Here is a 24,850-nt window from a genome sequence, read left to right on the forward strand (position 1 = left end):
AAGCACGATGAGTCTCGTTCAAATCAGCAACGTGAAAAAGAACCGGATGCCTCTCGACCAACTGGGGCAGACGCCGGAATTCCAGGGTTGGGCCAATGGCCTGCCGACGACGAACGACCAGGAACTGGACAGCAATAGCCGCCGTGACATTCTGAAGATCATGGCCGCTGGCGCCGGCCTCGCCGGACTGGCGAGCTGCCGCCGTCCGCCTGCGGCAATCGTCAGTTTTTCACGTGGTGTAGAAGATCTAATCCCCGGTAAGCCGCTTTACTACAACACGGTTTACAATCTGGGCGGCACCGCGCAGGGCCTTCGCATCGAAGCCAACGACGGACGCCCCACCAAGGTGGAAGGCAATCCTGTCCATCCCGCGGCGAAGGGTGCGGCCACCACTTATTCCCAGGGCAGTGTGCTGAGTCTGTATGATCCGGACCGCTGCAGTTTCGTCATGAAAGACGGAGCCAGTTCCACCTGGGAAGCCTTTGAAAGCTTCGCCAAGCAACATTTCTCCTCGATCGGTGACGGCACCGGTCTTGCCTTTGTTTCGGAACGCAATGCTGGGGACAGCTTCCGCGCTGTCGTCGCTGCGGCTCAAAAGAAGTTCCCCAAGGCGCTCTGGCTTTACTGGGAACCCATCAATAACGACAACGCGGTGCTTGGCACACAACTTGCCACCGGCGCTTTGGGCGAACCCAATTATTCACTCGATAAGGCCGAAGTCATCCTTTCGTTAGACAACGACTTCCTCGGCACCGATGCGACCAGCACCCTGCCGACCAAGCAGTTCAGCAAGAAGCGCCGCGTCGAGAAGGCCGGCGACGAGATGAACCGCCTGTATGTAGTGGAAGGCCACTACTCGTTGACAGGCGCCATGGCTGACAATCGCCTCCGCTTGAAGCCAAGCGAAGTGGCTGGTTTTGCCGCCGAAGTGCTGAAGCTTGTCCAGGAAAGCGGCGAGGCCAAGGTGGAAGGGGAAGGCAACCGTAAGTTTGCCGCCGCAGTCGCCAAGGACCTCAAGAAGAATGCCGGAAAGAGTGTCGTTCTCGCAGGCCCCCGGCAATCGCCGCAGGTTCACGCAACGGTCCTCGCAATCAATCAGGTGCTCGGCAACATCGGCACCACGGTCAGCCTGCTCCCTGCCCTGACCGAGCCCCAGGGCGAAGCGCTGAAGACCTTTGGCGCCGCGCTCGCCGGTGGCCAGATTTCTACGCTCGTTATTCTGGGTGGCAACCCCGCCTACACTATGCCCAGCGACCTGAACTTTGCAGAGAATGCAAAGAAGGCGAAAACCGTAATCCACATCGGCATGGAGCACGACGAAACGGCTGCCATCGCCAACTGGTGCCTGCCGCAGGCCCATTACCTCGAAGATTGGGGCGACGGACGCGCCGCCGACGGTACGGCTTCGATCCAGCAGCCCGTGATTGCTCCCTTACTCGGCGGCCGGACTCCCACCGAAGTACTCGCGATCGTCACCGGACTCGAGAAGCACAAGGCCTACGACATCGTAAAGGCCCATTGGACCGCTGGCTTCACCGGTGATAAAGAAAAGGCCTGGCGCAAGGCCCTCCACGACGGCATCATCGAAGGCACCGCCTTCGCGCCGCTGAAGGCGAGCGTCGACGTGAAGAAGGTGGCTGCGCTTCCCGTGCCTTCCCCTTCGAATGGTACGGAACTGGTTTTCCTCCCCTCTGTCGGTGTCTATGACGGCCGCTTTGCAAATAATGCGTGGCTGATTGAATTGCCCGATCCGATGACCAAGGTGGTCTGGGACAACTGCGTCACGATGTCGAAGAAGACGGCGGAAAGCCTGAAGGCGGAAATGGGCTATATCGGCCTCACGGGCGATATGGTGAACCTCAGCGTCAACGGCGCAACAATCGAAGCCGCGGTGGTCATCATGCCCGGACAGGCAGACGGCGTTCTCGCCATCGGTCTTGGTTATGGCCGCGAGAAGGTCGGCCGTGTCGGCAAGGGCGCCGGCTTCAACGCCTATAAGCTCCGCAACTCTGCTTCCCAGGGTTATGCGACGGGTATCAACGTCTCGAAGAACGCCAAGAGCTACATGCTGGTGCGCACCCAGGACGATCCGGATGGCGACTGGCAACATGATCGCGGCCTTGTCCGTGAGACAACGCTTGCTGATTTCAAGAAGGAACCTTCGTTTGCACAGGAAGTGGAAGGTCCGCCGCTCGAAAGTCTCTTCCCGGACTGGGGCTATGACAAGGGCAACCAGTGGGGCATGACGATCGATTTGAACGTCTGCACCGGCTGCAATGCCTGTCTGGTGGCCTGCTTCAGTGAAAACAACATTCCGATGGTGGGCAAGAAGTTTGTCGCCATGGGCCGCGAAATGCACTGGATCCGTCTCGACCGTTACTTCGTCAGCGAAGGCGTAGAGGGCGTTGGCGAAGATCCGCAAGTCGTGGTACAGCCGCTGAATTGCCAGCAATGCGAAAACGCACCGTGCGAGAGCGTCTGCCCCGTAGCCGCCACCGTTCATTCCCCCGAGGGCTTGAACGATATGGCCTACAACCGCTGCATCGGGACCCGCTACTGCATGAACAACTGCCCGTACAAGGTTCGGAAGTTCAACTATCTGAACTGGACGAAGGGCAAAACCGAATTTGAGAATCTTGGCTCCAACCCCGATGTCAGCACCCGCATGCGCGGCGTGATGGAAAAGTGCACCTACTGCACCCAGCGCATCGTGGAAGGCAAGATCAATGCAAAGACCGATCCGGCTGGACGCCGCGCTGTACGCGATGGCGAAATCCAGACCGCATGCCAGCAGACCTGCCCGGCAGATGCGATCGCCTTTGGAAATATCAACGACCCGAATGCTGCGGTCTCCAAGCTCAAGGCATCGAGCCGGAACTATGCGCTACTTGCTGAGCTGAACGTACGTCCCCGTACCACCTACCTCGCCAAGCTGCGGAATCCGAATCCGGAACTGACGCCTGAAAAGAAAGCCCCGGCGGCCCACTAAGGAAACGCGAGTAAAGACGAATGGCGAACCTTACATTAACGAACTCCGATCTGGACGCAATCTCGCCGCGCCTGGTGCTCGATAAGGGCACCAGGCCAACCGGCTACAAAGAAATCACCGAGGATGTCGTCGGCATCGTCGAGGTGAAGACGCCCAAAGCCTGGTGGATCGCTTTTGGCTTGAGCCTGCTGGTGACAGGCATGCTGTTCGGCATGCTGGCCTATCAGGTGATGACCGGCGTCGGCGTCTGGGGTAACAACTCCCCGATCGGTTGGGCCTGGGACATCACGAACTTCGTGTTCTGGATCGGCATCGGCCACGCCGGTACGCTGATCTCGGCAATTCTTTTCCTCTTCCGCCAGAAGTGGCGCACCTCGATCAACCGCGCCGCCGAAGCGATGACGCTGTTCGCCGTGGCTTGCGCCGGTATCTACCCGGTCTTCCACGTTGGCCGTGTCTGGCGCGCTTACTGGCTCTTCCCGATTCCGAACACCGACATCAACATGTGGCAGAACTTCCGTTCGCCGCTGCTCTGGGACGTATTCGCCATCTCTACTTACGGTACGGTGTCGGCGCTGTTCTGGTATGTCGGTCTCATTCCTGATCTGGCCACGGTTCGTGACCGTGCCACCGGCCTCCGCGCCAAGATTTACGGTGCTCTGTCGCTCGGCTGGCGCGGCTCTGCTGTCCACTGGAACAACTACGAAATGGCGTACATGCTGCTCGCCGGTCTTTCGACGCCGCTCGTGCTCAGCGTACACACCATCGTCAGCTTCGACTTCGCTGTCTCCGTTCTGCCCGGCTGGCACACGACGATCTTCCCGCCTTACTTCGTTGCGGGCGCCGTGTTCTCCGGCTTCGCCATGGTGATGACGCTGCTGGTCATCTTCCGCAAGTGCTTTGACCTCGAACACCTGGTTACGATCAAGCACTTCGAGAACATGAACAAGATCATGCTCACCACCGGCACCATCGTGGGCTATGCCTACGGTACTGAGTTCTTCATTGCCTGGTATTCGGGCAACCCATACGAAAAGTTCACATTTATCAATCGCGCTTTCGGTCCTTACTGGTGGGCTTACTGGACGATGATTTCGTGCAACGTGATCTCGCCGCAGTTCTTCTGGTTCAAGAAGCTGCGTACGAACATTCCGTTCATGTTTGTCATCTCGATCTTTATCAACATCGGTATGTGGTTTGAGCGCTTCGTCATCATCGTCACCAGCTTGCACCGCGACTTCCTGCCGTCGAGCTGGGGCTACTTCCGGCCGACCTACGTCGACATCTGCACCTTCATTGGAACCTTCGGTCTCTTTATGACCCTCTTCCTGCTGTTTGTGCGCTTTGTCCCGATGATCGCGATCTCTGAAGTGAAGGGTGTCGTCGCTGCCGATAAGCACCGCCACCTGCCTGAAGAAGTAGAGAAGCTGCTGGTCGAACGCCGCGACGAAATCATGAAGGTGAGGGTCTAACGATGTCCTTAATCGATCTTGAAGCCATCCGGCGAATCTTCGACCCCCATGCTCCCAAGCAGTTGTGGGGAGTGGTTGCCGAGTTCGAAGATGAACAAGCCCTGCTCAAGGCAGGCGAGGCCATCCATCATAAGCATGGCTATACGAAACTCGATGCGATGACGCCGTTCCCGGTCCACGGGATCGAAGCGGCCATCGGCATCCCGCGCTCGATCCTCGGTTATCTGGTGATCTGCGTCGGCCTCACCGGCACCATGACCGCCATCCTGCTGCAGTGGTGGACGGGTGCGGTGGATTATCCGCTGGTCATCGCCGGCAAGCCGCTGTTTGCCTTTGAATTCGCCATGCCGATCATGTTCGAATTGAGCGTTCTCTTTTCGGCCTTCTGCTGCGTCTTCGGCATGCTGGCCTTGAACGGCCTGCCCAAGCTCTACCATCCGACGATGAACTTTTCCCGCTTCGGCCGTGCGACCGATGACGGCTTTCTACTGGTTGTCGAGAGAAGCGACCCGAAGTTTTCGGCCGTCGAAACCCGGCAACTGCTGATGAACCTGGGCGCAACCAGCGCAGAGATTGTGGAGGACTGAAGCTCTCGTGAAACTCGTAAGCTTATTGAGTTTGGCTATGGTGGTTCTTGGGCTGAGTGGCTGCCAGAACTTCCCCACCCGATCCCGTCCCATCGAAATCTTTGACGACATGGACCGTCAGGAAAAGTACAAGGCCCAGACGCTTTATCGCGGCCAGGGAGTCTTCGCCGATGACCGCTCGAACCGCATGCCTGTTCCGGGTACGGTCGCCGTCGGCCATCTCAAGGATGACGACGCGCTCTTCCGTGGCATCGTGAATGGACAGTATCTCGGCAAGAATCCGCACAAGATCGATGCGGCTCTGTTGAAGACTGGCCAGACCAAGTTCAACACCTATTGTTCGCCTTGCCATGACCGTACCGGTTCCGGCGCTGGCATTGTCCCGAAACGGACCCTGTGGCTGCCCACCAATCTGCATGAAGATCGCATCGTCGCCATGCCCGACGGCGAACTCTATGACGTAATTTCCAATGGCCGCCGCACCATGCACGGCTATCGTTTCCAGATTCTAGAGCAAGATCGCTGGGCGGTGGTCGCCTATGTCCGCGCACTGCAGCGTAGCGACCGCGGCACTCTTGAAGACGTCCCCGCCGACTTGCGGGCAGACCTGCGCTAAGTAAGGGAAAGAAAGAAAGAAGCACAATGGCTCAACATTCCCAACCCGCTACTCTCGACAGCTTCCGGCTGGACGAGGGTCTGTGGACCAAAGTCCGCAATGTAATCGTATTCCTGTTTCTCATCAGCGCAGCCGCTACTGCCGCTGGCTACTTCCTCAATCAGAAGCAGTTCTTCCATAGCTACTTGGCCGCCTTCATGTGGAGCACGCGCATCCTGCTCGGAGCGCTGTTCTTCCTGATGGCTGGTTATCTGGCCGGGGCTGCCTGGAACGTGACCGTGCGCCGCTTCTCTGAGACGCTCGCCTCCTGTCTGCCGTATGGCATTCTGTTGTTCCTGCCGGTCGCCCTCGGCATCCACGAGCTCTATCGCTGGTCGCATCCCGACGTGGTCGCCGCCGACCATGTCCTGCAGGGTAAGGCTGTCTGGCTGAATTCGCAGGCCTTTATCATCCGCGGCGTCGTCTACTTCTGCATCTGGACCTTCTTTGCCTGGGGCATCTATCGCAATTCGACGGCGATGGATACCGATAAGAACATCGAGCATATGCACTCGAATTCGCGCTACTCCGCGCCCGGCCTGCTGCTGGTCTTCCTGGCCACCAGCTTTGCCGCCTTCGATTGGCTGATGAGTCTCGATCCCCATTGGTTCTCCACCATCTACGGCATCTACATCTATGCCGGCGGCGCACTGGCCTCCATGTGCACGCTGACACTGATTTCGCTCGGCTTTCGCCGGGTGGGTGTTCTCAAGAATTCCATTACCGAAGAGCATTATCATGATCTTGGGAAGTGGATGTTCGCAGTCACCGTCTTTTGGACCTATGTCAGCTTCAGCCAGTACATGCTGTATTGGTACGCCAATATCCCGGAAGAAACGATCTGGTTCCGCAACCGCTTTGTCGGAAGCTGGCTCAGCGTCTCGAAGTTCCTTGTCTTTGGGCACTTTGTGTTCCCGCTCTTCTTCCTGATCACCCGGAAGACCAAGCGGAATCTCGGCACCCTTGCCTTCATGGCAGTCTGGCTCCTGGTGATGGATTATCTCGATATCCATTGGAATGTCATGCCGACCCTGCACCCCGGTGGCTTTAGTCCGCATTGGCTAGACATCACCGCCCCGATTGCCACGACGAGCTTCTATGCCTTCTTCTTCTGGAACAGGCTCAAGCAGCACGCCATTGTCCCTGTTGGCGATGTCCGCCTCTATCAGGCCCTGGCGCACCACAACCTCTAAAGGAGAGATGAGAAACCATGTCTACGTCTAACGCTTACGAACATCTCACTCCCGAACAAGCCGAAGCAGTCGGCTATGAACGGACGGAACCGAATGCCATCAAAATCGGCTTCATCACTTTCGTCATCGTTCTCACGATCATTGGCAGCTGCCTGACCGTTTACTACTGGTACATCGGACAGCTCGAATACACACGGCACCTCGAAGTGGAAGTGCCGATCTGGCAGGAACTCCGCGAAGTGCGCGCTGGCGAAACCGAGCGGCTGACCCAGTACAAGTACATCGACAAGGCCAAAGGGACGGTTCAACTCCCCATCGAACGCGCGATGCAGCTCCTGGTACAGGAAGCCAATGCGGGCAAGACCTTCTATGGTGGCAATAGCGCCGCCGTCAAGCCGCATGAAGAAGATCCGAATCTGCAGGCCGTTATCGACAAGGCTCTTGGAAAGCCGACGGCTCCCCCCGCCGAAACCGCAGCTCCTGAAACAACAAAGAAGTAGGTTCCTATGAAGTTCGTTCTGACACAACTCGGCATCCTGGCGGCCCTTTCGGGCGCGCTCGCACCCGTGTTTGCTCAGAACGAGATCATGGGCATGCCACGGAATGCCGCCGAGCGGGCGCGCGTGTTAGAAGACAAGAAGACCCTTATGCCGAACGAAATGAACGGTGTGGGAGTCGATGAGAAGCTGGGCCAGAAAGTGGATCTGGACCTGAGCTTCGTCAGTGAAGACGGCCGGCTCAAGAAGCTGGGCGACTACTTCAAGAGCGGCCGTCCGGTCGTTCTGAATCTTGTCTACTTCAAGTGCCCGATGCTCTGCAACCTCACGCTGAACGCTCAGGTCACCGTGCTCAAGCAATTGGCATGGACTCCGGGCAAAGAGTTTGACGTCGTCACGATCTCGATCGATCCGACCGAGACCTCCGAAATGGCCAAGGATAAGAAGGAAGCCTATCTCAGCAATTTCGACCGTCCGGTCGGAGCGGGATGGCACTTTCTGGTCGACTACCAAGGCAACGTGAAGAAGCTCGCCGATCAGGTCGGGTTTCGCTACAACTACGACGCCCACCAGCAGCAGTATGCGCACAGTGCGGCCATCATGATCCTCACCCCGCAGGGGATGGTTTCACGCTATCTCTATGGGATTAAGTTTAAGGAGCAGGATCTTCGTCTCGCTTTGACAGAGGCGGCTGCCGACAAATTCGGATTGAGCTTCGAGAAGATTCTGCTCATGTGTTACCACTACGACCCTAGTGCAAAGTCGTATGTGCTGTTTGCCACCAACTTCATGCGTCTTGGAGGTTTTCTGGTGATGGTCACCCTAGGTTTTTTCCTCTTCCGCTTCTGGCGGAAGGATTTTATGACGCGAGACAATTCCGGCGGGGCTGGCACCACCCTCGCTGTGAGCAATCCGGGCGGTACCAGAAACTAATATGACTTGGCTACGAAATCTATTCCTCCCCAATGCGGCTAGCATCCGCGCCAGTGACGTCGACGACCTGTTCATGTTCGTCATGTACCTGAACTTGTTCTTCTTCTTCCTGATTCTCGGGATGGTCGTTCTTTTCGTCATTAAATATCGTCGAAAGTCACAGACCCAAAAGACGGCGCACATCGAGCACAATACGTTTCTCGAACTGAGCTGGAGCGTCATTCCGCTCATCCTCTGCATGGTGGTATTCTTCTGGGGCTTCAATAGCTACATGCAGGCCACCGTCGCTCCCGACGGCGCGATGGAAATCCAGGTCACCGCAAAGAAGTGGGTTTGGACCTTCGGCTATCCCGACGGCTCGGTCGGCATCGGCAAGCTCTGGGTGCCGGTCAACAAGCCGGTCCGTATGGTGATGCACTCGGAAGACGTGTTGCACGCCTTCTATGTCCCCGCTTTCCGCGTCAAGGCGGACGTACTTCCCAATCGCTATACCGAGGTCTGGTTCCAGGCGACCGAAGTGGGCGACTACGTCATTCCCTGCGCTGAGTATTGCGGCAAAGGCCACTCCGAGATGAGAGCCTATGTCAAGGTTGTCAGCCAGCAGGAATATGAGAAGTTCCTGGAGGAAGGCGATCCTGATGAAAAGGGCAAGCCGCCGGAAGAGCTTGGCGCCCTGCTCTACACGAATTTTGGTTGCTCGGCGTGCCACTCGATTGATGGCACCAAGGGCCAGGGTCCGAGTTGGAAGGGTATCTACGGCCAACAACATAAAATGACAGATGGAAAGATCATCACCGTTGACGAGAACTACATCCGTACCTCGATCCTGCAACCGCAAGCAGAAGTTGTCGAAGGGTTCCAGCCGATCATGCCTTCCTTCCAAGGCCAGATCAGGGAACGTCAGTTGGTGGCGCTGATCGCGTACATCAAATCGTTGAAGTAGGAATCGTCAAAGAAGAGGTATCGAAAAAATGGCTGACGTAATTGCTTCCCCCGCGGCACAAGCCGCCAAAGCTCCGCGCCACGCGGACTATCTCACCGACCCAGACTTTAAAGGTCTCTGGTCCTGGCTGACCACGGTCGATCACAAGCGGATCGGCGTGATGTACCTCTGGTCCACGCTGCTCGCATTTCTGGCTGGCGGCATCATGGCTCTGATTGTTCGACTCGAGCTGATGCATCCCGGCGAAGACTTCATGAACGCTGAACGCTACAACCAGGCCTTCACCTTGCACGGCGCGATCATGGTCTTCCTGTTCATCATTCCGTCGATTCCCGCCGCGCTCGGCAACTTCATATTGCCGCTGATGCTGGGCGCCAAGGACGTCGCGTTCCCCCGGCTGAATCTCGCCAGCTACTACGTCTATGTGGTGGGCGCGATCATGGCGGTGGTTTCCATTGTGGTCGGCGGTGTGGACACCGGTTGGACCTTCTATACCCCGTATTCGACAACCACCGGCGGTGCCGTCACGATGATGACGATGTCCGTGTTTGTCCTGGGCTTCAGTTCGATTTTCACCGGCATCAATTTCGTCGCCACCGTACATAAGCTGCGTGCTCCCGGTATGGGCTGGTTCCAAATGCCTCTCTTCGTTTGGGCCATCTATTCCACCGCGATCATCCAGGTGCTGGCGACTCCGGTTCTCGGCATCACCATGGTGCTGCTCGTCATGGAGCGCGCCTTCAATATCGGTATCTTTGACGCCCAGATCGGCGGCGATCCGGTGTTGTTCCAACACTTCTTCTGGTTCTACTCGCATCCTGCGGTGTACATCATGATTCTGCCGGGCATGGCGATCATTTCGGAAATCATTCCGACCTTCTGCCGCCGCACGATCTTCGGGTACCGTCTGATTGCGCTTAGCTCCGTGGCCATCGCCCTCATCGGCTTCCTGGTCTGGGGACACCACATGTTCACCAGCGGCCAGAGTGCTCTTGCCGCTGGCATCTTCAGCTTCCTCACCTTCGCCGTCGCCATTCCGTCGGCCATCAAGGTCTTCAACTGGGCCTCCACCATGTACGGCGCCTCGATCTCGCTGGCGACGCCCATGTTGTACGCCATCAGCTTCCTGCTGCTCTTCACCATCGGTGGACTCACCGGCATTTTCCTTGGCGCACTCAGCGTGGACATTCATCTTCATGACACTTACTTCGTGGTTGCTCACTTCCACTACGTGATGATGGGGGGCACCGTGATCGCCTTCCTCGGAGGCGTGCACTACTGGTGGCCCAAGATGTTTGGCCGCATGTACAACGACACTGTGGGCCGTATCGCGTGTGGTCTGGTGTTCATCGGATTCAATTGCACCTTCATCCCGCAGTTCATCATGGGCAGCCAGGGTATGCCGCGCCGCTACTACACCTACCTCGACCAGTTCCAGCCGATGCATCAGTTCTCCACCTTCGGAAGCTGGATCCTCGGAGCTGGACTCATGATCGCAGCCGTCAACCTGCTGAGCTCTCTTCGCAACCCGAAGAATGCGGTGGACAATCCCTGGGCTGGTACGACGCTCGAGTGGCAGACCCAATCGCCGCCGATCACGCATAACTTCATCGGCCAGCCTTCGGTCGATCACGATCCTTACGACTATCGCGCCTTCAAGATTCCGGCGGATGCCGTCGAATAACCCGATCCACCTTGAAGCGATCCAATTCTGAAACGAGAAACTGAGTAATGAGTCAAGCGCACGAAGCGACTTCTAGTTTGCAAGGCGGCCACGACGACGGCCACCCACACAACCCGTTTCACCAGCACCACTACGCCACGATGGAGCAGCAGTTCGATGCCTCCAAGATTGGTATGTGGCTCTTCCTGGCGACGGAAATCCTGCTCTTCGGAGGCCTCTTTGTGGGCTTCGGAATCATGCAGACGCGGCACACCGAGGCTTTCATCGCCGGTCACCATCATCTGGACTGGAAGATGGGAGCGCTCAACACCTGCTTCCTGCTCATCAGCTCCTTCACCATGGTGATGGCGGTGTGGGCAGCCAGCAACAACCGCAACGGCAACAAGCAGAAGATGCTGGTTATGAATCTTCTGGCCACGCTCGCCTTCGCCGGCGGCTTCATGGTGGTCAAGTTCTTCGAGTACCAGCACAAGTTCCACGATGGTCTTCTTCCCGGTAAGTTTTTCCACTACACCGGACCCGACCTCGTGCCGAACATGTTCGTTTACTTCAGCTTTTACTTCATGATGACGGGCTTGCACGGCTTCCACGTCCTTGGCGGCATGGGTGCCATCACCTACCTGGTCATCCGCGCAATCAAGGGCGATTACAGCAGCGAGTACTTCACCCCCGTAGACCTTATCGGGCTCTACTGGCACTTGGTCGACCTGATCTGGATCTACCTGTTCCCGCTCCTTTACCTGATCACCTAAACGGAAAGTTCTAATTCAACATGAGCACTCATAGTCAATCTATCGACCACGGCACTGGCGATCATTTCCACGAGCACAAGTGGACTGGGTATCTGTATATTCTCCTCATCCTGTTGGTTCTCACGGTCATCACCGTGACGGCATCGCGTTACGACTTCGGCTCCTCCACCGCCAACGTCGTCATCGCCATGACCATTGCAACGATCAAGGCCACCCTGGTCGCTCTGTTCTTCATGCATTTGAAGGACGACAAGGCGATCAACGGCATCATCTTTGTCAGCACGCTGCTCTTTCTTGCCGTCTTTCTCGCATTCTGCCTGATTGACCAGGACTCGCGCTTTGATTCCCGCCCGGCCACCTACAAAGGTCCGGTCAACGTGTTTGCCTTGCCCAGCCTGAACGATGCCGCAGGCAAGCCGGTAGCAGCTCCTCCGGCAGCTCCTGCTGCTGGCCATGAAGCTCCGGCACATCACTAGGGAAATTCCCACAGTCCGCATTAAGATAGTCTTGGAAGGGCGCTCGAGAATGATTTCAAACTGGAGCGCCCTTCCTGTTTTCTGTCTCGAAAGGGGAAGCCTCTGCGAAAGATCCTCATTGCCTGGTCTCTAGTCGCTGTCTTGTTGCAGGCTCAAGATCAGCCTCTCAATCTTCAATATCGTGTCGAATGGCGCCTGGTCGACGCGGGCAAAGCATTCCTCCAATGGAATCCTGCACACGCCCGCGGTGGTCAGGCGAACGTGCACATCGAAAGCGCCGGCCTCGTCAACAAACTCTTTCCGGTCAAGGATGACTATTCCACCAATCTGGACGAGCGGGGCTGTACTCTATCCACTCTGATGCGTGCGGCTGAAGGTTCCCGCAAGCGCGAGACCATGGTCACCTATGACCGCATCAAGAAGAAGGTTGACTACAAAGAACGCGACCTCATCCTGAACAAGACGGTCGACAAGCAGGTGGACATCCCCGGCTGTACGCATGACATCATTGGCGCGCTCGTCGAACTCCGCCACATGAAGCTCGAACCGGGCATGTCCTTCACCCTTCCGATGAGCGATGGCAAAAAGTTTGTCAACGCCCGGATCGAAGTCCAGGACCGGGAGACGGTGAAGACGCCTGCCGGAGACTTCAAAGCAATCCGGGTGGAGGCCTACCTGTTTGATGGAGTGCTCTACGCCCGCAAGGCCCGGCTGCATGTCTGGTTGACGGACGACGCCGCTCGCATCCCTGTTCAGATCCGGATCGCGCTTCGATTCTATATCGGCACCGTCAACTTGGTTCTCGAGAAGCACCAGTAGTTTGCAACGCTGGCGACCAGAGAGCCGTATCCTATAAATATGAAGCATCTCGCGGTCCTGGTTCTTCTCTGGTGCCTCAACGTACAAGCTCAGATCAAGCTGAGTGCCGATCAGCTCGTCAGTTTTGTGAAGAGCTCCGCCAAGTTGAAACACCCGGATGCCCAGGTGGCCGCCTACCTGAAAAAAGTCACTTTGACTGAGCGCCTGCCTGCCGGACGAGTGGAAGATCTCCTGGCCAGCGGCATGGGGCCCAAGACCTATGAACAACTCCAGTCGATGGTGAGCGCCAGCGCAACGCTCCCGGCACCTAAGGTGAACGAGCCCGCGGAGAAGCCTGTGGCGCGGCTGATTCCCCCACCCTCGGCCGACGAACAGAAGAAGTTGATCGAGAGCCTGCGTGAGTATGCGCTGAACTACGACAAGCAGCTTCCGGACTTCCTCTGCACCCAGGTCACCCGCCGCTTCTATGATCCGAACGGCCTCGAATATTGGGTGGCCGCCGACACCATCACCGCCAAGCTCAGCTACTTCCAGCACAAGGAAGAAAAGAAGGTTCTCTTCCTCAACAACCAGTACAAGGACATTGACTGGGACAAGATCGGAGGCGCCTCCTCTACTGGCGAATTTGGCTCGATGCTGCGCGAGATCTTTGAGCCAGCTACTGAAGCGCAGTTCTCCTGGGAACGATGGGCGACCTTGCGCGGCCGCCGCAATCACGTGATTCGCTACAACGTGTCGCAAGCCCATTCCCAATGGGGAATCAGCTACGAAAAGACCATGACCATCCGCCCGGCTTACACGGGCCTGATCTTTGCCGATGCGGCCAACGGTTTGATTTCGCGAGTGACGATGGAGGCGATCGATATCCCATCGAGCTTCCCGATCCAAGTCGCTAAGAATCTCCTCGACTACGATTACACCGAGATCAGCGGCGTCACTTTCCTGTTGCCACTCCGTGCCGAAATGCGGATGCGGGAGGGACGTCTGATGATGCGCAACGATATCGAGTTCCGGAACTATCGCAAGTTCGGCTCCGACACCTCTATCACCTTCGACACTCCGGAACCGCTTGGCTCGGACCTCATCAATGAAGCGCCAGCCAAGGAGACTCCGGCGGCAAAGCCTAAGGTCCCCGAGAGTATGACGCGCGAAGTGCAGAAGGAAATCGGCTCCAAGCCGTCAAAGCCCTAAGATGAAGGCGGCAAGAATCCACAGCTATGGCGGAATCGACGCCGTGCGCATCGACGAGATCGACGTGCCAACGCCTGGAACCGGAGAGCTGCTGATCAAGGTCACGGCGGCAGCGGTGAATCCGGTGGACTGGAAGATCCGCGAAGGCTTCATGCGCGATGTCTTGCCGATCGAGTTTCCGCACACCCTGGGCTGCGACATTTCAGGGACGGTAGAAGCGTTAGGGCCAGGCACCAGCCAGTTTGAGGTCGGAGACCCGGTCTTTGGCTATCCCAATCTGCTGCGCTGTGGCGCCTTTGCCGAGTACGTATTGGTCTATGAGGCGGAGATGGCGCATGCACCCAAATCGATTCCGCTGGCCGATACCGCCGGTCTTCCCGTCGCGAGCATTACGGCCTGGGATGGCCTCTTCACCCATGGCAAGTTGCAGGCGGGGGAGAAGGTTCTGATTCTTGGCGGCTCGGGGGGAGTGGGTTCGCTGGCGATCCAGCTCGCATTGTGGAAAGGCGCCCGTGTGTTTGCAACGGCTTCGGCTCGCAACCAGGACTTGATCCGCGATCTTGGCGCGGTTCCAATTGACTACCATACTCAGGCCACCACCAGCGTTGTACAGAATGTCGATCTGATCTTCGATTGCGTCGGACCGGAAAGCGGCATCGCCGCTCTGCCCAGTTTGCGGCAGGGTGGCACTTACGTGAGTTCCGTTTATGCACTTCCGGCACCGCCCTGCTTCGCCCCCTATGAAGCGCGCTCGGCAATCTACGGGATCCAACCCTCCGGCGAGCGCATTCGCGAGATTGCCAAGCTCGTCGACCTGGGTGTATTACGAATCCTGATCGACACCACCTTCGCGCTGCACGAAGTCCCACAAGCTCTTGCCGCTAGCCAGAGTGGCCGTACGCGTGGCAAATTGTTGATTCGACCATAGGTCGCTGGTCTGGGACGATTCCGCGCCCACGCTGTCGCCCAAGGTCACAGATGTCACAGCCAACACAAGTGGAGCAAGCAAGGACTGTCCTAGCGCGCAGGCCGATCCAACCACTCGCTGAGCCGGTCGCGGAAGTTCCGGCTGGCTGTCAGCTTCTGGCCGTTGTCGAGAATCACAATCGCATCGCCGCGGAACCACGGCTGGATCTCCCGGATCCGGTCGACATTCACAATCGTTGAGCGATGGATGCGCCGGAACCTGCGGCTATTTAGCTTCACTTCCAGCGCTGTCATCGTCTCGCGAATCAGATGCGTAATCCCTCGAGTATGAAGGCGCACATAGTTATGCTCGGCCTCCACCCAATCAATCTCATCCGTCCGCAACAGGATGATACGCCCGTTGGACTTGATCGGAATCCGCTCCACATCTTCAACCGCCGTATCACGAGTCACAGGAGATGCCTGCCTTTTGAGGAGTGCGAGATGGCCGCGCAAGCGCGTCAAGGTATTGCGGAGCCTCTCCTCGCGAAATGGCTTCAATAAGTAATCGAACGCATTGGCTTCAAATGCCCGCACCGCGTACTGTTCAAACGCAGTAATAAATACAATCAGCGGCTGCGTAGTCCTCTCCGGAAAGCCGAGCGCTTCGAGCCCACTCTGGCCAGGCATTTCGATGTCGAGAAACGCCACATCCACAGGCCTGGACTTCAAGAGCTCCGCTGCCGCGGCTCCATCGCTACACTCTCCAACGATCTGCACATCGTCTTCCCGCTCCAGAAGACTCAGCAGGCGTTGCCGTGCGATCCGTTCGTCATCCGCGATAAGCACTCTCATGAGTCAGGGTCTCTCCTTCTAATTGCTCGAAATTCTCAGAAGCAGTCCGGGCCGGAATCTGGATGGCCACTTCGACACCACCCTCAGACCAATTCCGCAGCAAGAAGCTCTGGTTGTCGCCATATAAAGCTCGCAGCCGAGCCTTGGTATTGGCCACACCAATTCCTGTCCGGCGAGTCCCTCTTAGCGGATCAGACGATAGAAAGGACCCACTGTTAGCAACGAAGATCGATAAATTTCCGTTCCCTTGAAATACTGAGATTCTTAAAGTTCCGCCACGGGGCAACTGCGAGATGCCGTGTCTCACCGCGTTCTCCACCAGGGGTTGTAACAAAAAATTCGGTACCAGGTACTGCAGAGTATCCGCTTCGATTTCATACTCCACGCGGAGCCGCTCTTCAAAGCGAGTGCGTTCGATTTCGAGATAGAGCTCGATAAAATCCAGCTCGCGTTCCAGACTCACCTCTTGCTCCCCAGTGTTCTCAAGAGAGTGACGAAGAAACTCGCTCAACCGCACAATCATCTCGCTCGCGTGGTCCGACCGTACATCGAGAAGAGAGTGAATTGTATGCAGAGTATTGAATAGAAAGTGGGGCTGCAACTGCATCTTGAGTCCTGCTAACTGTGCCTGCATCAACTGAGTCTCAAGCTGCGCCGCTCGCTGCTTTCCTTCCTGGTACTTGCCGTAATACAGTACGCCCTGATGCACCGCTAAGATCACCCAATAGACCATCGCCTGATCTTCAAAACTCGTGACGAGGTCCGTCCATACCCACTGCATCCTGAAGCTGGGTTGCAACGCCGGAACGCTAAAGTGCAACCAGATCACCCGATGTCCCACGCCGACCAGAAGGCTAAATAAGAGATGCAAGGGCAGATGTGCCGTCAGAGTCTGCCGTTCCAGCGGAAAGCGTGTCGCCAGTACAAAGATGAGTGGCGTTGCCAAGGCCCACAACACACTGAACACAATCGCCAGATAGATCAACAGCGAGACCGGCGGGCTTTCCGGGATCCCGGCATAGAAGGAATAAGCCTGGAATACCGACACAATCGCCATCACTCCCCAGAACAAAGTGACCAGCCACATGCCACTCCGTCCATCCTGCTCCCGCTGCAAGTTCCAAGCTAGTTCCGCATCGTACAATGCTCAATTCCCTTCCGCACAAACGTGGACCGTCTCATCACAAATGGATCGCGGAAACTCGACAGCGAAAGGATCACGGCAAAGCGACTTTTCTGAGAGAGCGCACAATAGAGGCATGGCGGAGAACAAATGGGACGCCCAGCGCTATGCACAGAACGCAAGATTTGTATCCAATCTCGGAATGCCCGTAGTGGAGTTACTCGCGCCGGTGAGCGGAGAGTCGATTCTCGATCTTGGCTGCGGCGACGGAGCGCTCACCGCAAAGCTGGCAGCGCTCGGAGTTCATGTGTTCGGCATCGACAGCTCGCAATCGATGATTACGGCAGCCGCGCAGCGCGGGCTTCCGGTTGCACTCGCCGACATGCACGACTTTCATCTGAACCGCATCTTTGACGCAGTCTTCACCAACGCCGTCCTCCACTGGACCCAGGACATCCACGCAACCGTCGCCAGCGTCCAACGCCATCTCCATGCCGGTGGCCGCTTTGTCGGAGAGTTTGGAGGCTTTGGTAATATCGCAGCCATCGCCACGGCGATCCGTGCTGCTGTGGAACTCGAGGGTGCACCCCAACCCACTTTCTCCTGGTACTATCCAACTCCCTCGGAGTTCAAAGCCGTGCTCGATGCGCATGGCTTTGACACGATCTCGATCGAACTCATCCCCCGCCCCACACCGCTGCCTACCGGCATGTCCGGATGGCTGCGCACCTTTGCCCAGCCCTTCGGCGACGGGCTGCCAGCGGAAGTCCAGGAGCGCATCCTCGACCGGGCTGTCACACTATTGCAGCCTGCGCTACAGGACAAAGAGGGCAACTGGGTTGCCGACTATGTGCGTTTGCGCTTCCACGCGGTCCAGCGGCCTGCAATCTCAGGCGCTTAACGCCGCCACCCCTTGTTTCGAAATATTCATTTTCATAGAATAGTTCGCAATGAAAAGCCTATTGGTGCTGATGCTGATCGGACAGTTGATCGCGTCAAACGTCGCGCCTCTTGGCAAATATAGCGCCGCGGAACGGCGGCACTGGGCCTTCCAACCCCGTGCCAATCCGGAGATCCCGGCCCTCGCAAAATCGCCCATCGACGCCTTCATCCTCGCCCGCTTGCAGAAGGCAGGCTTTACGGCCTCGCCGGCCGCCTCCCGCGCAACGCTGGCCCGCCGTGTCTACTTCGATCTCACCGGCCTCCCACCCACCCCAGAACAGATCAAGGCCTTCGTCACCGACAAGCGCCCCGACGCCTGGATGCATCTCGTCAACCAACTGCTCGATTCGCCTCACTACGGCGAGCGTTGGGGGCAGCATTGGCTCGACGTCGTCCGCTATGCCGAAAGCGATGGATTTGAATATGACACGCACCGCACAGAGGCCTGGCGTTATCGCGATTACGTCGTGCGCGCTTTCCAGAACGACAAGCCCTATGACCGCTTTCTCGAGGAGCAAATTGCCGGCGATGAGATCGCCCCAGCGGAGCAGGAACTGCTGATCGCCTCCGGTTTCAATCGCCTGGGTCCGCTGCGCAAGAACGCCGGCAACCAGGAAGTGGCCTCCTCGCGCAATGAAGTCCTCACCGAGATGACCAACGCAGTCGGTGCGGCTTTTCTCGGTGTGACGCTCGGTTGCGCGCGCTGCCACGACCACAAGTTCGACCCCATCCGGCAGAGCGATTACTACCGCATGCAGGCTTACTTCTCGGGCACGCTCGAGAACGACTTTCCGCTCACCCCCAGTGCCGATCGAGCACAGTGGGAAGCAATCGTTAAGCCAATCGATGCCAAGATCAAAACACTGAACGGCGAGTTGGCCAAGGCCAAGCCGGACGAGAAGGACGCCGTCCAGAAACAGATTGACGATCTCGAGAAGAGCAAACCTCCCGTGCCGCCAACGATCTTTGCCGTCAAGAATGACATGGCCAAAGCAACGCCAATGCATCTGCTGGCGCGGGGCGATTTCGCCAACAAAGGTGACTCCGTCAGTATGCGTCCGATGGGCGTTCTGCTGGCAGACGGAGCCCCTGAATCGAATGAAACAACGGCGCCGCGCACCAAGCTCGCCAAGTGGGTGACCGCCAAGGACAACCCACTCACCGCACGCGTGATGGTGAATCGCATCTGGCAGTATCACTTCGGCAAAGGCCTCGTGGTGACGGCGAATGACTTTGGCCGCATGGGAGGCCGTCCCTCGCATCCCGAGTTGCTCGATTACCTTGCCAACGAGTTCGTCAACAGCGGCTATAGCGTCAAGCACATCCACCGCCTGATCCTGGCCAGCAATACCTGGCAGCAGGCCAGCGACACCGTCAATGCCAAGGCCGAAGAACAGGACCCCGAGAATAAGCTGCTCTGGAAATTTAGCCGCCGCCGTCTCGATGCCGAAGAGATGCGCGACGCGATGCTTGCGGTGTCTGGCAATCTCAATCCAAAGGCCGGTGGCCCCTCGGTCACCGTACCGCTCGAGAAGGAACTGCTCGTCGCGCTCTATGCGCCCTCGCAATGGAAGGTGACGCCAGACCTCACCGAACACAATCGACGCAGCCTCTACTTGCTCGTCAAGCGCAACATGCACCTTCCGATGATGGAAGTCTTCGACGCTCCCGATGGCCTGGTCAGTTGTGCGCGCCGCGACACGTCGACTCATGCACCGCAGGCCCTCGAGTTGCTCAACGGCACCTTCAGCAACCAGCAGGCGACAGCCTTCGCCACCCGGCTCGACAAGCTGGCCGGCAACAATCTTGCCAAGAAAGTGGACCACGCTTTTCTGCTCGCGGCCGGCCGTCTGCCCAATCCCAAGGAACGCGCCGCCGCCCTCGAGTTTGCGCGCACTGCGCAACCCCACGAGTTCGCACTCGCCATCCTCAATCTCAACGCCTTCATGTACATCAATTAGGAACGCCATGTCCGAGCACATCCGATACACCCGCAACCGCCGCGAATTTCTCACAGACGCTTTCTGCGGCTTTGGCGGCCTTGCCTATGGCGCCCTCCAAGCCAGCGGAGCCACGCTCAATCCGCTCGCCCCCAAGCTGCCCCACCACGCGGCAAAGGCCAAGTCCGTCATCTTTCTGTTCATGGCCGGTGGTCCCAGTCACATGGAGACCTTCGATCCGAAGCCTTTGCTGAACGAACTGCACGGCCAGAAGCGGCCCGCCGAGTTTGGCGAGGCGAAGTACCAGTTCGTCACCAACAACGCGACACTGCTCGGCACCAAGCGCAGCTTCCAGAAGTACGGTAAGTCGGGCATCGAAGTCTCAGACCTCTTGCCCCATACCGCCCAGTGCATCGATGACATTGCGGTCATTCGTTCCGTTCATGCCGACATGGTCGTCCACTCGGCCGCCCAATACCAGATGATGACCGGCCGCATCATTCCCGGCTTTCCGTCAATGGGTTCCTGGACCGTCTACGGTCTCGGTACCGAGAGCGACAGCCTTCCCGCCTATTGCGTGCTGCCCGATCCACACGGTGCGCTCGAAGCAGGCCAGCCGATGTATGCCAATGGCTTCCTGCCCGCCGTGTTCCAGCCAACAGTCATGCGCCCGGGCGCCAAGCCAGTACTGAACCTGAACCTGCCGCCCGGCGTCCGCCTTGAGGAACGCACCAAGACCATCCAATATCTGAAGGCGATGAACCGCGCCGGCATTCAGGGCGAAGACAACGAACTCGAAGCCCGCATTGCCGCCTACGACCTTGCCTTCAAAATGCAAATGGAAGCGCCTGAAGTCTTCGACATTGCAAAGGAATCAGAAGCCACCCGCGAGAGCTACGGCATTGGCAAGGAGCCGACGGACGACTATGGCCGCCGCTGTTTGCTCGCCCGCAGATTGGTCGAGAAGGGCGTTCGTTTTGTCTGTGTGACCTCGGGCGGTGGCCCCGGCAATCTGCAATGGGATGCGCACGAGGACATCGAAGAGAATCACCTCCGCATGGCAGCGCAAACTGATCAGCCGGTTGCCGCCCTGCTCAAAGATCTGAAACAACGCGGCCTGCTCGATTCGACACTGGTCCTGTGGGGTGGCGAGTTTGGACGCAGTCCGGAATCGCAAGGCAACAAGGGCCGTGACCATCACAATCTCGGCTTCACAATGTGGATGGCTGGAGGCGGTGTCAAGGGTGGCACCGTTGTCGGAGCCACCGACCCCATCGGTCTGCGCGCGATCGAGAAGCCCTATCACTTCCGTGATATCCACACCACTGTTCTCAATCAACTGGGCCTCAACCAGCATGCTCTGAGCTATCTTCACCTCGGCCGCAAAGAAAGACTCACCGAAATTGAAGGAACAGTGATAAAAGAGATCGTCTGATCTCATGAACACAAATCGCCGGTCTCTCTTCAACGGTAGTTGCATGGCGCTCATCGCCACCGCCTTCTGCTTCGCCATTCGTGGCGACATCTTTGACGCGCAAACCGCCGAGTTTGCGCTTTCCAACGAACAGGTCGGCTGGACGGCTTCCACCGCCTTCTGGGGCTTTACAGTCGCCATGCTGATCGGCGGTCCGCTCTGTGACCGCATTGGCATGAAACCGCTGCTCAGCAGTGCCTTCCTCCTCCATCTCGTCGGCATCCTCGGCACCATAGCCGCCCAAGGCTTCACCAGCCTTTACGCCGCCACGCTGGCGATCGGCATCGCGAATGGCCTCGTGGAGGCTGCAGTCAATCCGCTCGCCGCCACACTCTACCCCGAACAGAAAGTACAGAAGCTCAACCTGCTCCATCTCTGGTTCCCCGGCGGCATTGTCATTGGCGGCCTGCTCTGTTGGGCGATGAGTGAAGCCGGTATGGGCTGGCGCATCAAGACGGCGATGATCCTTGTCCCCACCGTCATCTACGCCGTCATGCTGTTTCGACTCCCCTTCCCGCGCACCGAGGCCGTCGAGCACGGCGTCCCTTTCCGCGAAATCTATGCCGAAGCGCTGCGGCCCATCTTCCTGCTCTTCTTTGGCTGCATGATTCTCACAGCCGCGACGGAACTCGCGCCCAACCAATGGGTGCCCTCCATCCTCTCTAAGACCACCGGACTCCCCGGCATCGCGCTGCTCGTCTGGATCAGCGGCATCATGGCCGTGGGCCGTGCCTCTTGTGAATGGGTCTTTGAGCGCATCTCCAGCCTGCAACTCATGATGGGCAGCACGCTACTGGCAGGCATCGGACTCTACAGCCTCAGCATGGCGAGTGGCGCCGTGGCCACGCTTGCCGCCTCTGCGCTCTTCGCCCTCGGCGTCACCTTCCTTTGGCCCACAATGCTCGGCATCACAGCCGAACGCTTTCCGAAAGGCGGCGGATTTCTGCTCGCGCTGATGGGCGGCGTGGGCATGCTCAGCAATAGCTTCGCCGTGCCGCTCATCGGCCGTGTTTACGATCAATCCGGACCCGCCGCCGCACTCCGCACTGTAACGGCGCTGCCGGTAATTGTTTGCATCATCTTCACACTGCTCTGGATCTCTGAACGAAAACCGAAACTCATCCAACATGCATAGACGAAACTTCTTCGCGCTCCCACTCGCTCTCGCCGCCCAGTCTCCAGAAGGCAAGGCAGGCTTTGCAGAAGCCGACATCACACCGGCCATTGGCAGCGAAATGCCCGGCAACTATTTCAAGCAGTTTCACAAGGCACTGCACGACCCCTGCAAGGTACGCGCCGCTTACTTTGCCAACAACGGAAAACAGGTTTGTCTGGTGGGTCTCGACGCACTGATGATCCCGCGTCATCTGGTAGAGAAGATCCGCGCCCGCGTTCCCGGCATCGAAGTGATGCTCGGCGCATCGCACTCGCATTCTTCCGGTCCCATCGGCATGGTCCAGCCCGGCGAATACGATCACGCTTCCGCTGCCATCCAGGATCTGGCCTACCGGCAAAGCTCTGCAGCGGACCCGGCCTATTTGCAGCTGGTGGAGAATCAGACCGTGCGTGCGATCGAGAACGCCAAGCGCAACGCACAACCCAACAGCATCGGCTTCGGCACAGGCAAGGAGGAAGCGGCCATCTTCAATCGCCGCTTCCGCATGAAGAACGGACTCACTTATACCCATCCTCGTCCTAACAATCCAGACATCGTCGAAGCGGCGGGCCCCATCGATGGAACCCTCACCGTCGCAGGCGTCTTCAACGATTCCAAGCAACTGATCGGCTGCATCGTCAACTACTCCTGCCACGCCACCACCAACCCGCCCGCGATCTCCGCCAACTGGATCTACTTTCTTGAGCGCACCATCCGCGGCGCCTTCGGCGACGGCGTCATCGTCGTCTTTCTGCAAGGCTTCTCGGGCGATGTGACTCAGGTGAATAACCTCGACAAATCCCCTGCCCCAAGCGGCCTCGAATCGGCGCGCCTGATCGGCGGCCGAGTGGGAGCGGAAGCCGTAAAGCTGCTCTTGTCGATGCACCCGCAGCCCATCCCGGAGATCTCGACAGCAGCGAAGATCTACCCCGAGGGCCGCAGGATTCCTGGAGCCGACCGGATCGCGAAAGCAAAGGCCACCATCGCCGCGCCCCACACCGCTGAATCGGTCTTTGCCAAAGAAGTGTTGCTGCTCGATGCCCAATTGCAGAAGCAGCCCAGCATGCCCATCGAGCTCCAGGCGATTGCGATTGGTCCTGCGGTGTACACGAGTGCGCCTGGCGAGATGTTCGTCGCGCTCGGGCTCGAGATCCGCAAAGCGAGTCCCTTCCCTTACACCAGTCCGGTCTCACTCGCCAACGGCTGCGTCGGCTATGTCCCCACTCTCGACGCCTTCGGCGAGCACGGAGGCGGCTACGAACAACGTCTCACCAGCTACACGAATCTGGTGCCCGACGCCGGCCCAAGAATGGTGCGGGAAAGTATCGAGCTCATCCGGTCGCTGAAGCCGGTACTCGACACGCGCAACGAAGCGCCAGTTCCTTTTCGCGCCGCCTGGGATTACGGCGCCGCCCCTCCCGACAACACCGCCATCACGCCCAAAGCACCGATCCAACTCTTCAATGGCCGGGATCTGACCAACTTCTACACCTACACCAGAGAGAGCAAACACGAAGATCCGAACCATGTGTTTGTGGTGGCAAATGGCGAGTTGCACATCTCCGGACAGGAGTGGGGCGGCATCGTCAGTAAAGAAGCCTATCGCGATTACCGCCTCGTCGTGGAATGGCGTTGGGGCGACAAGACCTGGACACCGCGCGAGAGCAAAGCGCGCGACAGCGGCATCCTGATTCACGGCGTTGGCCCGGATGGTGGCTATAGCGGCATCTGGCTGGAATCCTACGAATCCCAGATCATCGAAGGCGGCTCAGGCGACATCCTCGTCGTTACCGCCACCACACCGATGACGGCCACCTGCTTGTGCACCGAGGATGGCAAGGAACTCTACTACGATCCCAAAGGCAAACCCGTCACCAGAAGCAAGGGCCGCATCAACTGGTATGGCCGCTCGAAGCAGTGGAAAGACGAAGTCAACTTCCGTAGCAAGGCCGAGGTGGAGAAGCCGAAAGGCCAATGGAATCGCCAGGAAGTCATCGCCGCAGGCGACCGCATGGTCTGCCTGTTAAACGGCAAAGTCGTCAGCAGCGCCTATGACTTGTCGCACACACAAGGCAAACTCCAAGTGCAGAGTGAGATGGCGGAGATTTATGTCCGGCGCATCGATTTGTTACCACTGAAATCCGCCGATCGTCAAATTGCCGCATCGATTTCCGGCCACTAGACAACGCTGCCTGTGTGTAGCCACACATCGCCTCGGGAACGAAATGTGCGTGGGTTCTCTCTACAAGCCAGGAGCACTGCA

The 24,850-nt window shown here is 58.0% G+C and carries 21 protein-coding genes; 19 read left to right on the forward strand and 2 right to left on the reverse strand.

Going from position 1 to position 24,850, the window contains the following annotated elements:
* The first annotated feature begins 7 nt into the window (after positions 1-7).
* The 14 genes from M017_RS0125040 (at position 8) to M017_RS0125105 (ending at position 15,119) form a co-directional block, all read left to right on the forward strand.
* Positions 8-2,989, forward strand: coding sequence for a 4Fe-4S dicluster domain-containing protein (locus tag M017_RS0125040; protein ID WP_051670852.1), 2,982 nt, complete (start codon positions 8-10; stop codon positions 2,987-2,989).
* A 20-nt stretch (positions 2,990-3,009) separates the two neighbouring features.
* Positions 3,010-4,461 (forward strand): NrfD/PsrC family molybdoenzyme membrane anchor subunit, encoded by a 1,452-nt coding sequence (nrfD, locus tag M017_RS0125045; protein ID WP_080508156.1) that lies wholly within the window; start codon positions 3,010-3,012, stop codon positions 4,459-4,461.
* A gap of 2 nt (positions 4,462-4,463) precedes the next feature.
* Positions 4,464-5,048, forward strand: coding sequence for a DUF3341 domain-containing protein (locus M017_RS0125050; protein WP_031500996.1), 585 nt, complete (start codon positions 4,464-4,466; stop codon positions 5,046-5,048).
* A gap of 7 nt (positions 5,049-5,055) precedes the next feature.
* The gene (locus M017_RS0125055; protein WP_155121621.1) at positions 5,056-5,664 is read left to right on the forward strand and encodes a c-type cytochrome; all 609 of its coding nucleotides are present in this window, start codon (positions 5,056-5,058) and stop codon (positions 5,662-5,664) included.
* A gap of 26 nt (positions 5,665-5,690) precedes the next feature.
* Positions 5,691-6,896, forward strand: a complete 1,206-nt coding sequence (locus tag M017_RS27160) for a hypothetical protein (protein WP_051670853.1) — start codon at positions 5,691-5,693, stop codon at positions 6,894-6,896.
* Positions 6,897-6,913: 17 nt separating this feature from the next.
* Positions 6,914-7,396: a hypothetical protein gene (locus tag M017_RS0125065; RefSeq protein WP_031500999.1), complete on the forward strand. Its 483-nt coding sequence runs from the start codon at positions 6,914-6,916 to the stop codon at positions 7,394-7,396.
* Between the two features lie 6 nt (positions 7,397-7,402).
* Entirely contained in the window at positions 7,403-8,326 is a 924-nt protein-coding gene (locus M017_RS0125070) for an SCO family protein (protein WP_051670854.1), read from the forward strand.
* A 1-nt stretch (position 8,327) separates the two neighbouring features.
* Entirely contained in the window at positions 8,328-9,269 is a 942-nt protein-coding gene (gene coxB / locus M017_RS30355) for a cytochrome c oxidase subunit II (RefSeq protein ID WP_031501001.1), read from the forward strand.
* Between the two features lie 28 nt (positions 9,270-9,297).
* Entirely contained in the window at positions 9,298-10,953 is a 1,656-nt protein-coding gene (gene ctaD, locus M017_RS0125080; RefSeq protein ID WP_031501002.1) for a cytochrome c oxidase subunit I, read from the forward strand.
* 47 nt (positions 10,954-11,000) lie between these two features.
* Positions 11,001-11,705, forward strand: a complete 705-nt coding sequence (locus tag M017_RS0125085) for a cytochrome c oxidase subunit 3 family protein (protein ID WP_031501003.1) — start codon at positions 11,001-11,003, stop codon at positions 11,703-11,705.
* 20 nt (positions 11,706-11,725) lie between these two features.
* A complete protein-coding gene (locus M017_RS0125090; protein ID WP_051670855.1) occupies positions 11,726-12,181 on the forward strand; it encodes a cytochrome C oxidase subunit IV family protein in 456 nt (151 codons plus the stop codon).
* Positions 12,182-12,322: 141 nt separating this feature from the next.
* Positions 12,323-13,000 (forward strand): DUF3108 domain-containing protein, encoded by a 678-nt coding sequence (locus M017_RS0125095; protein ID WP_031501005.1) that lies wholly within the window; start codon positions 12,323-12,325, stop codon positions 12,998-13,000.
* Between the two features lie 39 nt (positions 13,001-13,039).
* The gene (locus tag M017_RS0125100; protein ID WP_031501006.1) at positions 13,040-14,191 is read left to right on the forward strand and encodes a hypothetical protein; all 1,152 of its coding nucleotides are present in this window, start codon (positions 13,040-13,042) and stop codon (positions 14,189-14,191) included.
* 1 nt (position 14,192) lies between these two features.
* Entirely contained in the window at positions 14,193-15,119 is a 927-nt protein-coding gene (locus M017_RS0125105) for an NADP-dependent oxidoreductase (RefSeq protein WP_031501007.1), read from the forward strand.
* Between the two features lie 89 nt (positions 15,120-15,208).
* Here the strand turns inward: M017_RS0125105 and M017_RS0125110 are convergent, their stop codons facing one another.
* Complete coding sequence (locus M017_RS0125110) at positions 15,209-15,952, reverse strand: LytR/AlgR family response regulator transcription factor (protein WP_031501008.1); 744 nt, start codon at positions 15,950-15,952, stop codon at positions 15,209-15,211.
* Complete coding sequence (locus M017_RS28330; RefSeq protein WP_051670856.1) at positions 15,930-17,096, reverse strand: sensor histidine kinase; 1,167 nt, start codon at positions 17,094-17,096, stop codon at positions 15,930-15,932. The genes M017_RS0125110 and M017_RS28330 overlap by 23 nt, the downstream gene beginning before the upstream one ends.
* 115 nt (positions 17,097-17,211) lie before the next feature.
* Between M017_RS28330 and M017_RS0125120 the strand changes: the two genes are divergently transcribed.
* From M017_RS0125120 to M017_RS28335, 5 genes are read left to right on the forward strand one after another with little or no spacing between them, the layout of a single operon-like run.
* Entirely contained in the window at positions 17,212-17,976 is a 765-nt protein-coding gene (locus M017_RS0125120) for a class I SAM-dependent methyltransferase (protein WP_031501010.1), read from the forward strand.
* A 49-nt stretch (positions 17,977-18,025) separates the two neighbouring features.
* Positions 18,026-19,978 carry a DUF1549 and DUF1553 domain-containing protein gene (locus M017_RS0125125; protein WP_051670857.1) on the forward strand — a complete coding sequence of 651 codons (1,953 nt, stop codon included), beginning with the start codon at positions 18,026-18,028 and terminating at the stop codon, positions 19,976-19,978.
* Between the two features lie 7 nt (positions 19,979-19,985).
* On the forward strand, positions 19,986-21,392 hold the full coding sequence (locus M017_RS0125130; RefSeq protein ID WP_031501012.1) for a DUF1501 domain-containing protein: 1,407 nt from the start codon (positions 19,986-19,988) through the stop codon (positions 21,390-21,392).
* A gap of 4 nt (positions 21,393-21,396) precedes the next feature.
* Positions 21,397-22,566 carry an MFS transporter gene (locus M017_RS0125135; protein ID WP_031501013.1) on the forward strand — a complete coding sequence of 390 codons (1,170 nt, stop codon included), beginning with the start codon at positions 21,397-21,399 and terminating at the stop codon, positions 22,564-22,566.
* Complete coding sequence (locus M017_RS28335; RefSeq protein ID WP_051670858.1) at positions 22,559-24,769, forward strand: 3-keto-alpha-glucoside-1,2-lyase-like domain-containing protein; 2,211 nt, start codon at positions 22,559-22,561, stop codon at positions 24,767-24,769. Before M017_RS0125135 ends, M017_RS28335 begins: the two co-directional genes overlap by 8 nt.
* Positions 24,770-24,850 lie beyond the last annotated feature (81 nt).

Origin of the sequence: Bryobacter aggregatus MPL3 (assembly GCF_000702445.1) — a bacterium.
Classification (GTDB): domain Bacteria; phylum Acidobacteriota; class Terriglobia; order Bryobacterales; family Bryobacteraceae; genus Bryobacter; species Bryobacter aggregatus.

Bases quoted from the DNA above. Each gene is read 5' to 3' on its own strand.
- M017_RS0125040 (WP_051670852.1), top strand. From the start codon at position 8: ATGAGTCTCGTTCAAATCAGCAACGTGAAAAAGAACCGGATGCCTCTC.
- nrfD (WP_080508156.1), top strand. From the start codon at position 3,010: ATGGCGAACCTTACATTAACGAACTCCGATCTGGACGCAATCTCGCCG.
- M017_RS0125050 (WP_031500996.1), top strand. From the start codon at position 4,464: ATGTCCTTAATCGATCTTGAAGCCATCCGGCGAATCTTCGACCCCCAT.
- M017_RS27160 (WP_051670853.1), top strand. From the start codon at position 5,691: ATGGCTCAACATTCCCAACCCGCTACTCTCGACAGCTTCCGGCTGGAC.
- M017_RS0125065 (WP_031500999.1), top strand. From the start codon at position 6,914: ATGTCTACGTCTAACGCTTACGAACATCTCACTCCCGAACAAGCCGAA.
- M017_RS0125070 (WP_051670854.1), top strand. From the start codon at position 7,403: ATGAAGTTCGTTCTGACACAACTCGGCATCCTGGCGGCCCTTTCGGGC.
- coxB (WP_031501001.1), top strand. From the start codon at position 8,328: ATGACTTGGCTACGAAATCTATTCCTCCCCAATGCGGCTAGCATCCGC.
- ctaD (WP_031501002.1), top strand. From the start codon at position 9,298: ATGGCTGACGTAATTGCTTCCCCCGCGGCACAAGCCGCCAAAGCTCCG.
- M017_RS0125085 (WP_031501003.1), top strand. From the start codon at position 11,001: ATGAGTCAAGCGCACGAAGCGACTTCTAGTTTGCAAGGCGGCCACGAC.
- M017_RS0125090 (WP_051670855.1), top strand. From the start codon at position 11,726: ATGAGCACTCATAGTCAATCTATCGACCACGGCACTGGCGATCATTTC.
- M017_RS0125100 (WP_031501006.1), top strand. From the start codon at position 13,040: ATGAAGCATCTCGCGGTCCTGGTTCTTCTCTGGTGCCTCAACGTACAA.
- M017_RS0125105 (WP_031501007.1), top strand. From the start codon at position 14,193: ATGAAGGCGGCAAGAATCCACAGCTATGGCGGAATCGACGCCGTGCGC.
- M017_RS0125110 (WP_031501008.1), bottom strand. From the start codon at position 15,952: ATGAGAGTGCTTATCGCGGATGACGAACGGATCGCACGGCAACGCCTG.
- M017_RS0125120 (WP_031501010.1), top strand. From the start codon at position 17,212: ATGGCGGAGAACAAATGGGACGCCCAGCGCTATGCACAGAACGCAAGA.
- M017_RS0125125 (WP_051670857.1), top strand. From the start codon at position 18,026: ATGAAAAGCCTATTGGTGCTGATGCTGATCGGACAGTTGATCGCGTCA.
- M017_RS0125130 (WP_031501012.1), top strand. From the start codon at position 19,986: ATGTCCGAGCACATCCGATACACCCGCAACCGCCGCGAATTTCTCACA.
- M017_RS0125135 (WP_031501013.1), top strand. From the start codon at position 21,397: ATGAACACAAATCGCCGGTCTCTCTTCAACGGTAGTTGCATGGCGCTC.
- M017_RS28335 (WP_051670858.1), top strand. From the start codon at position 22,559: ATGCATAGACGAAACTTCTTCGCGCTCCCACTCGCTCTCGCCGCCCAG.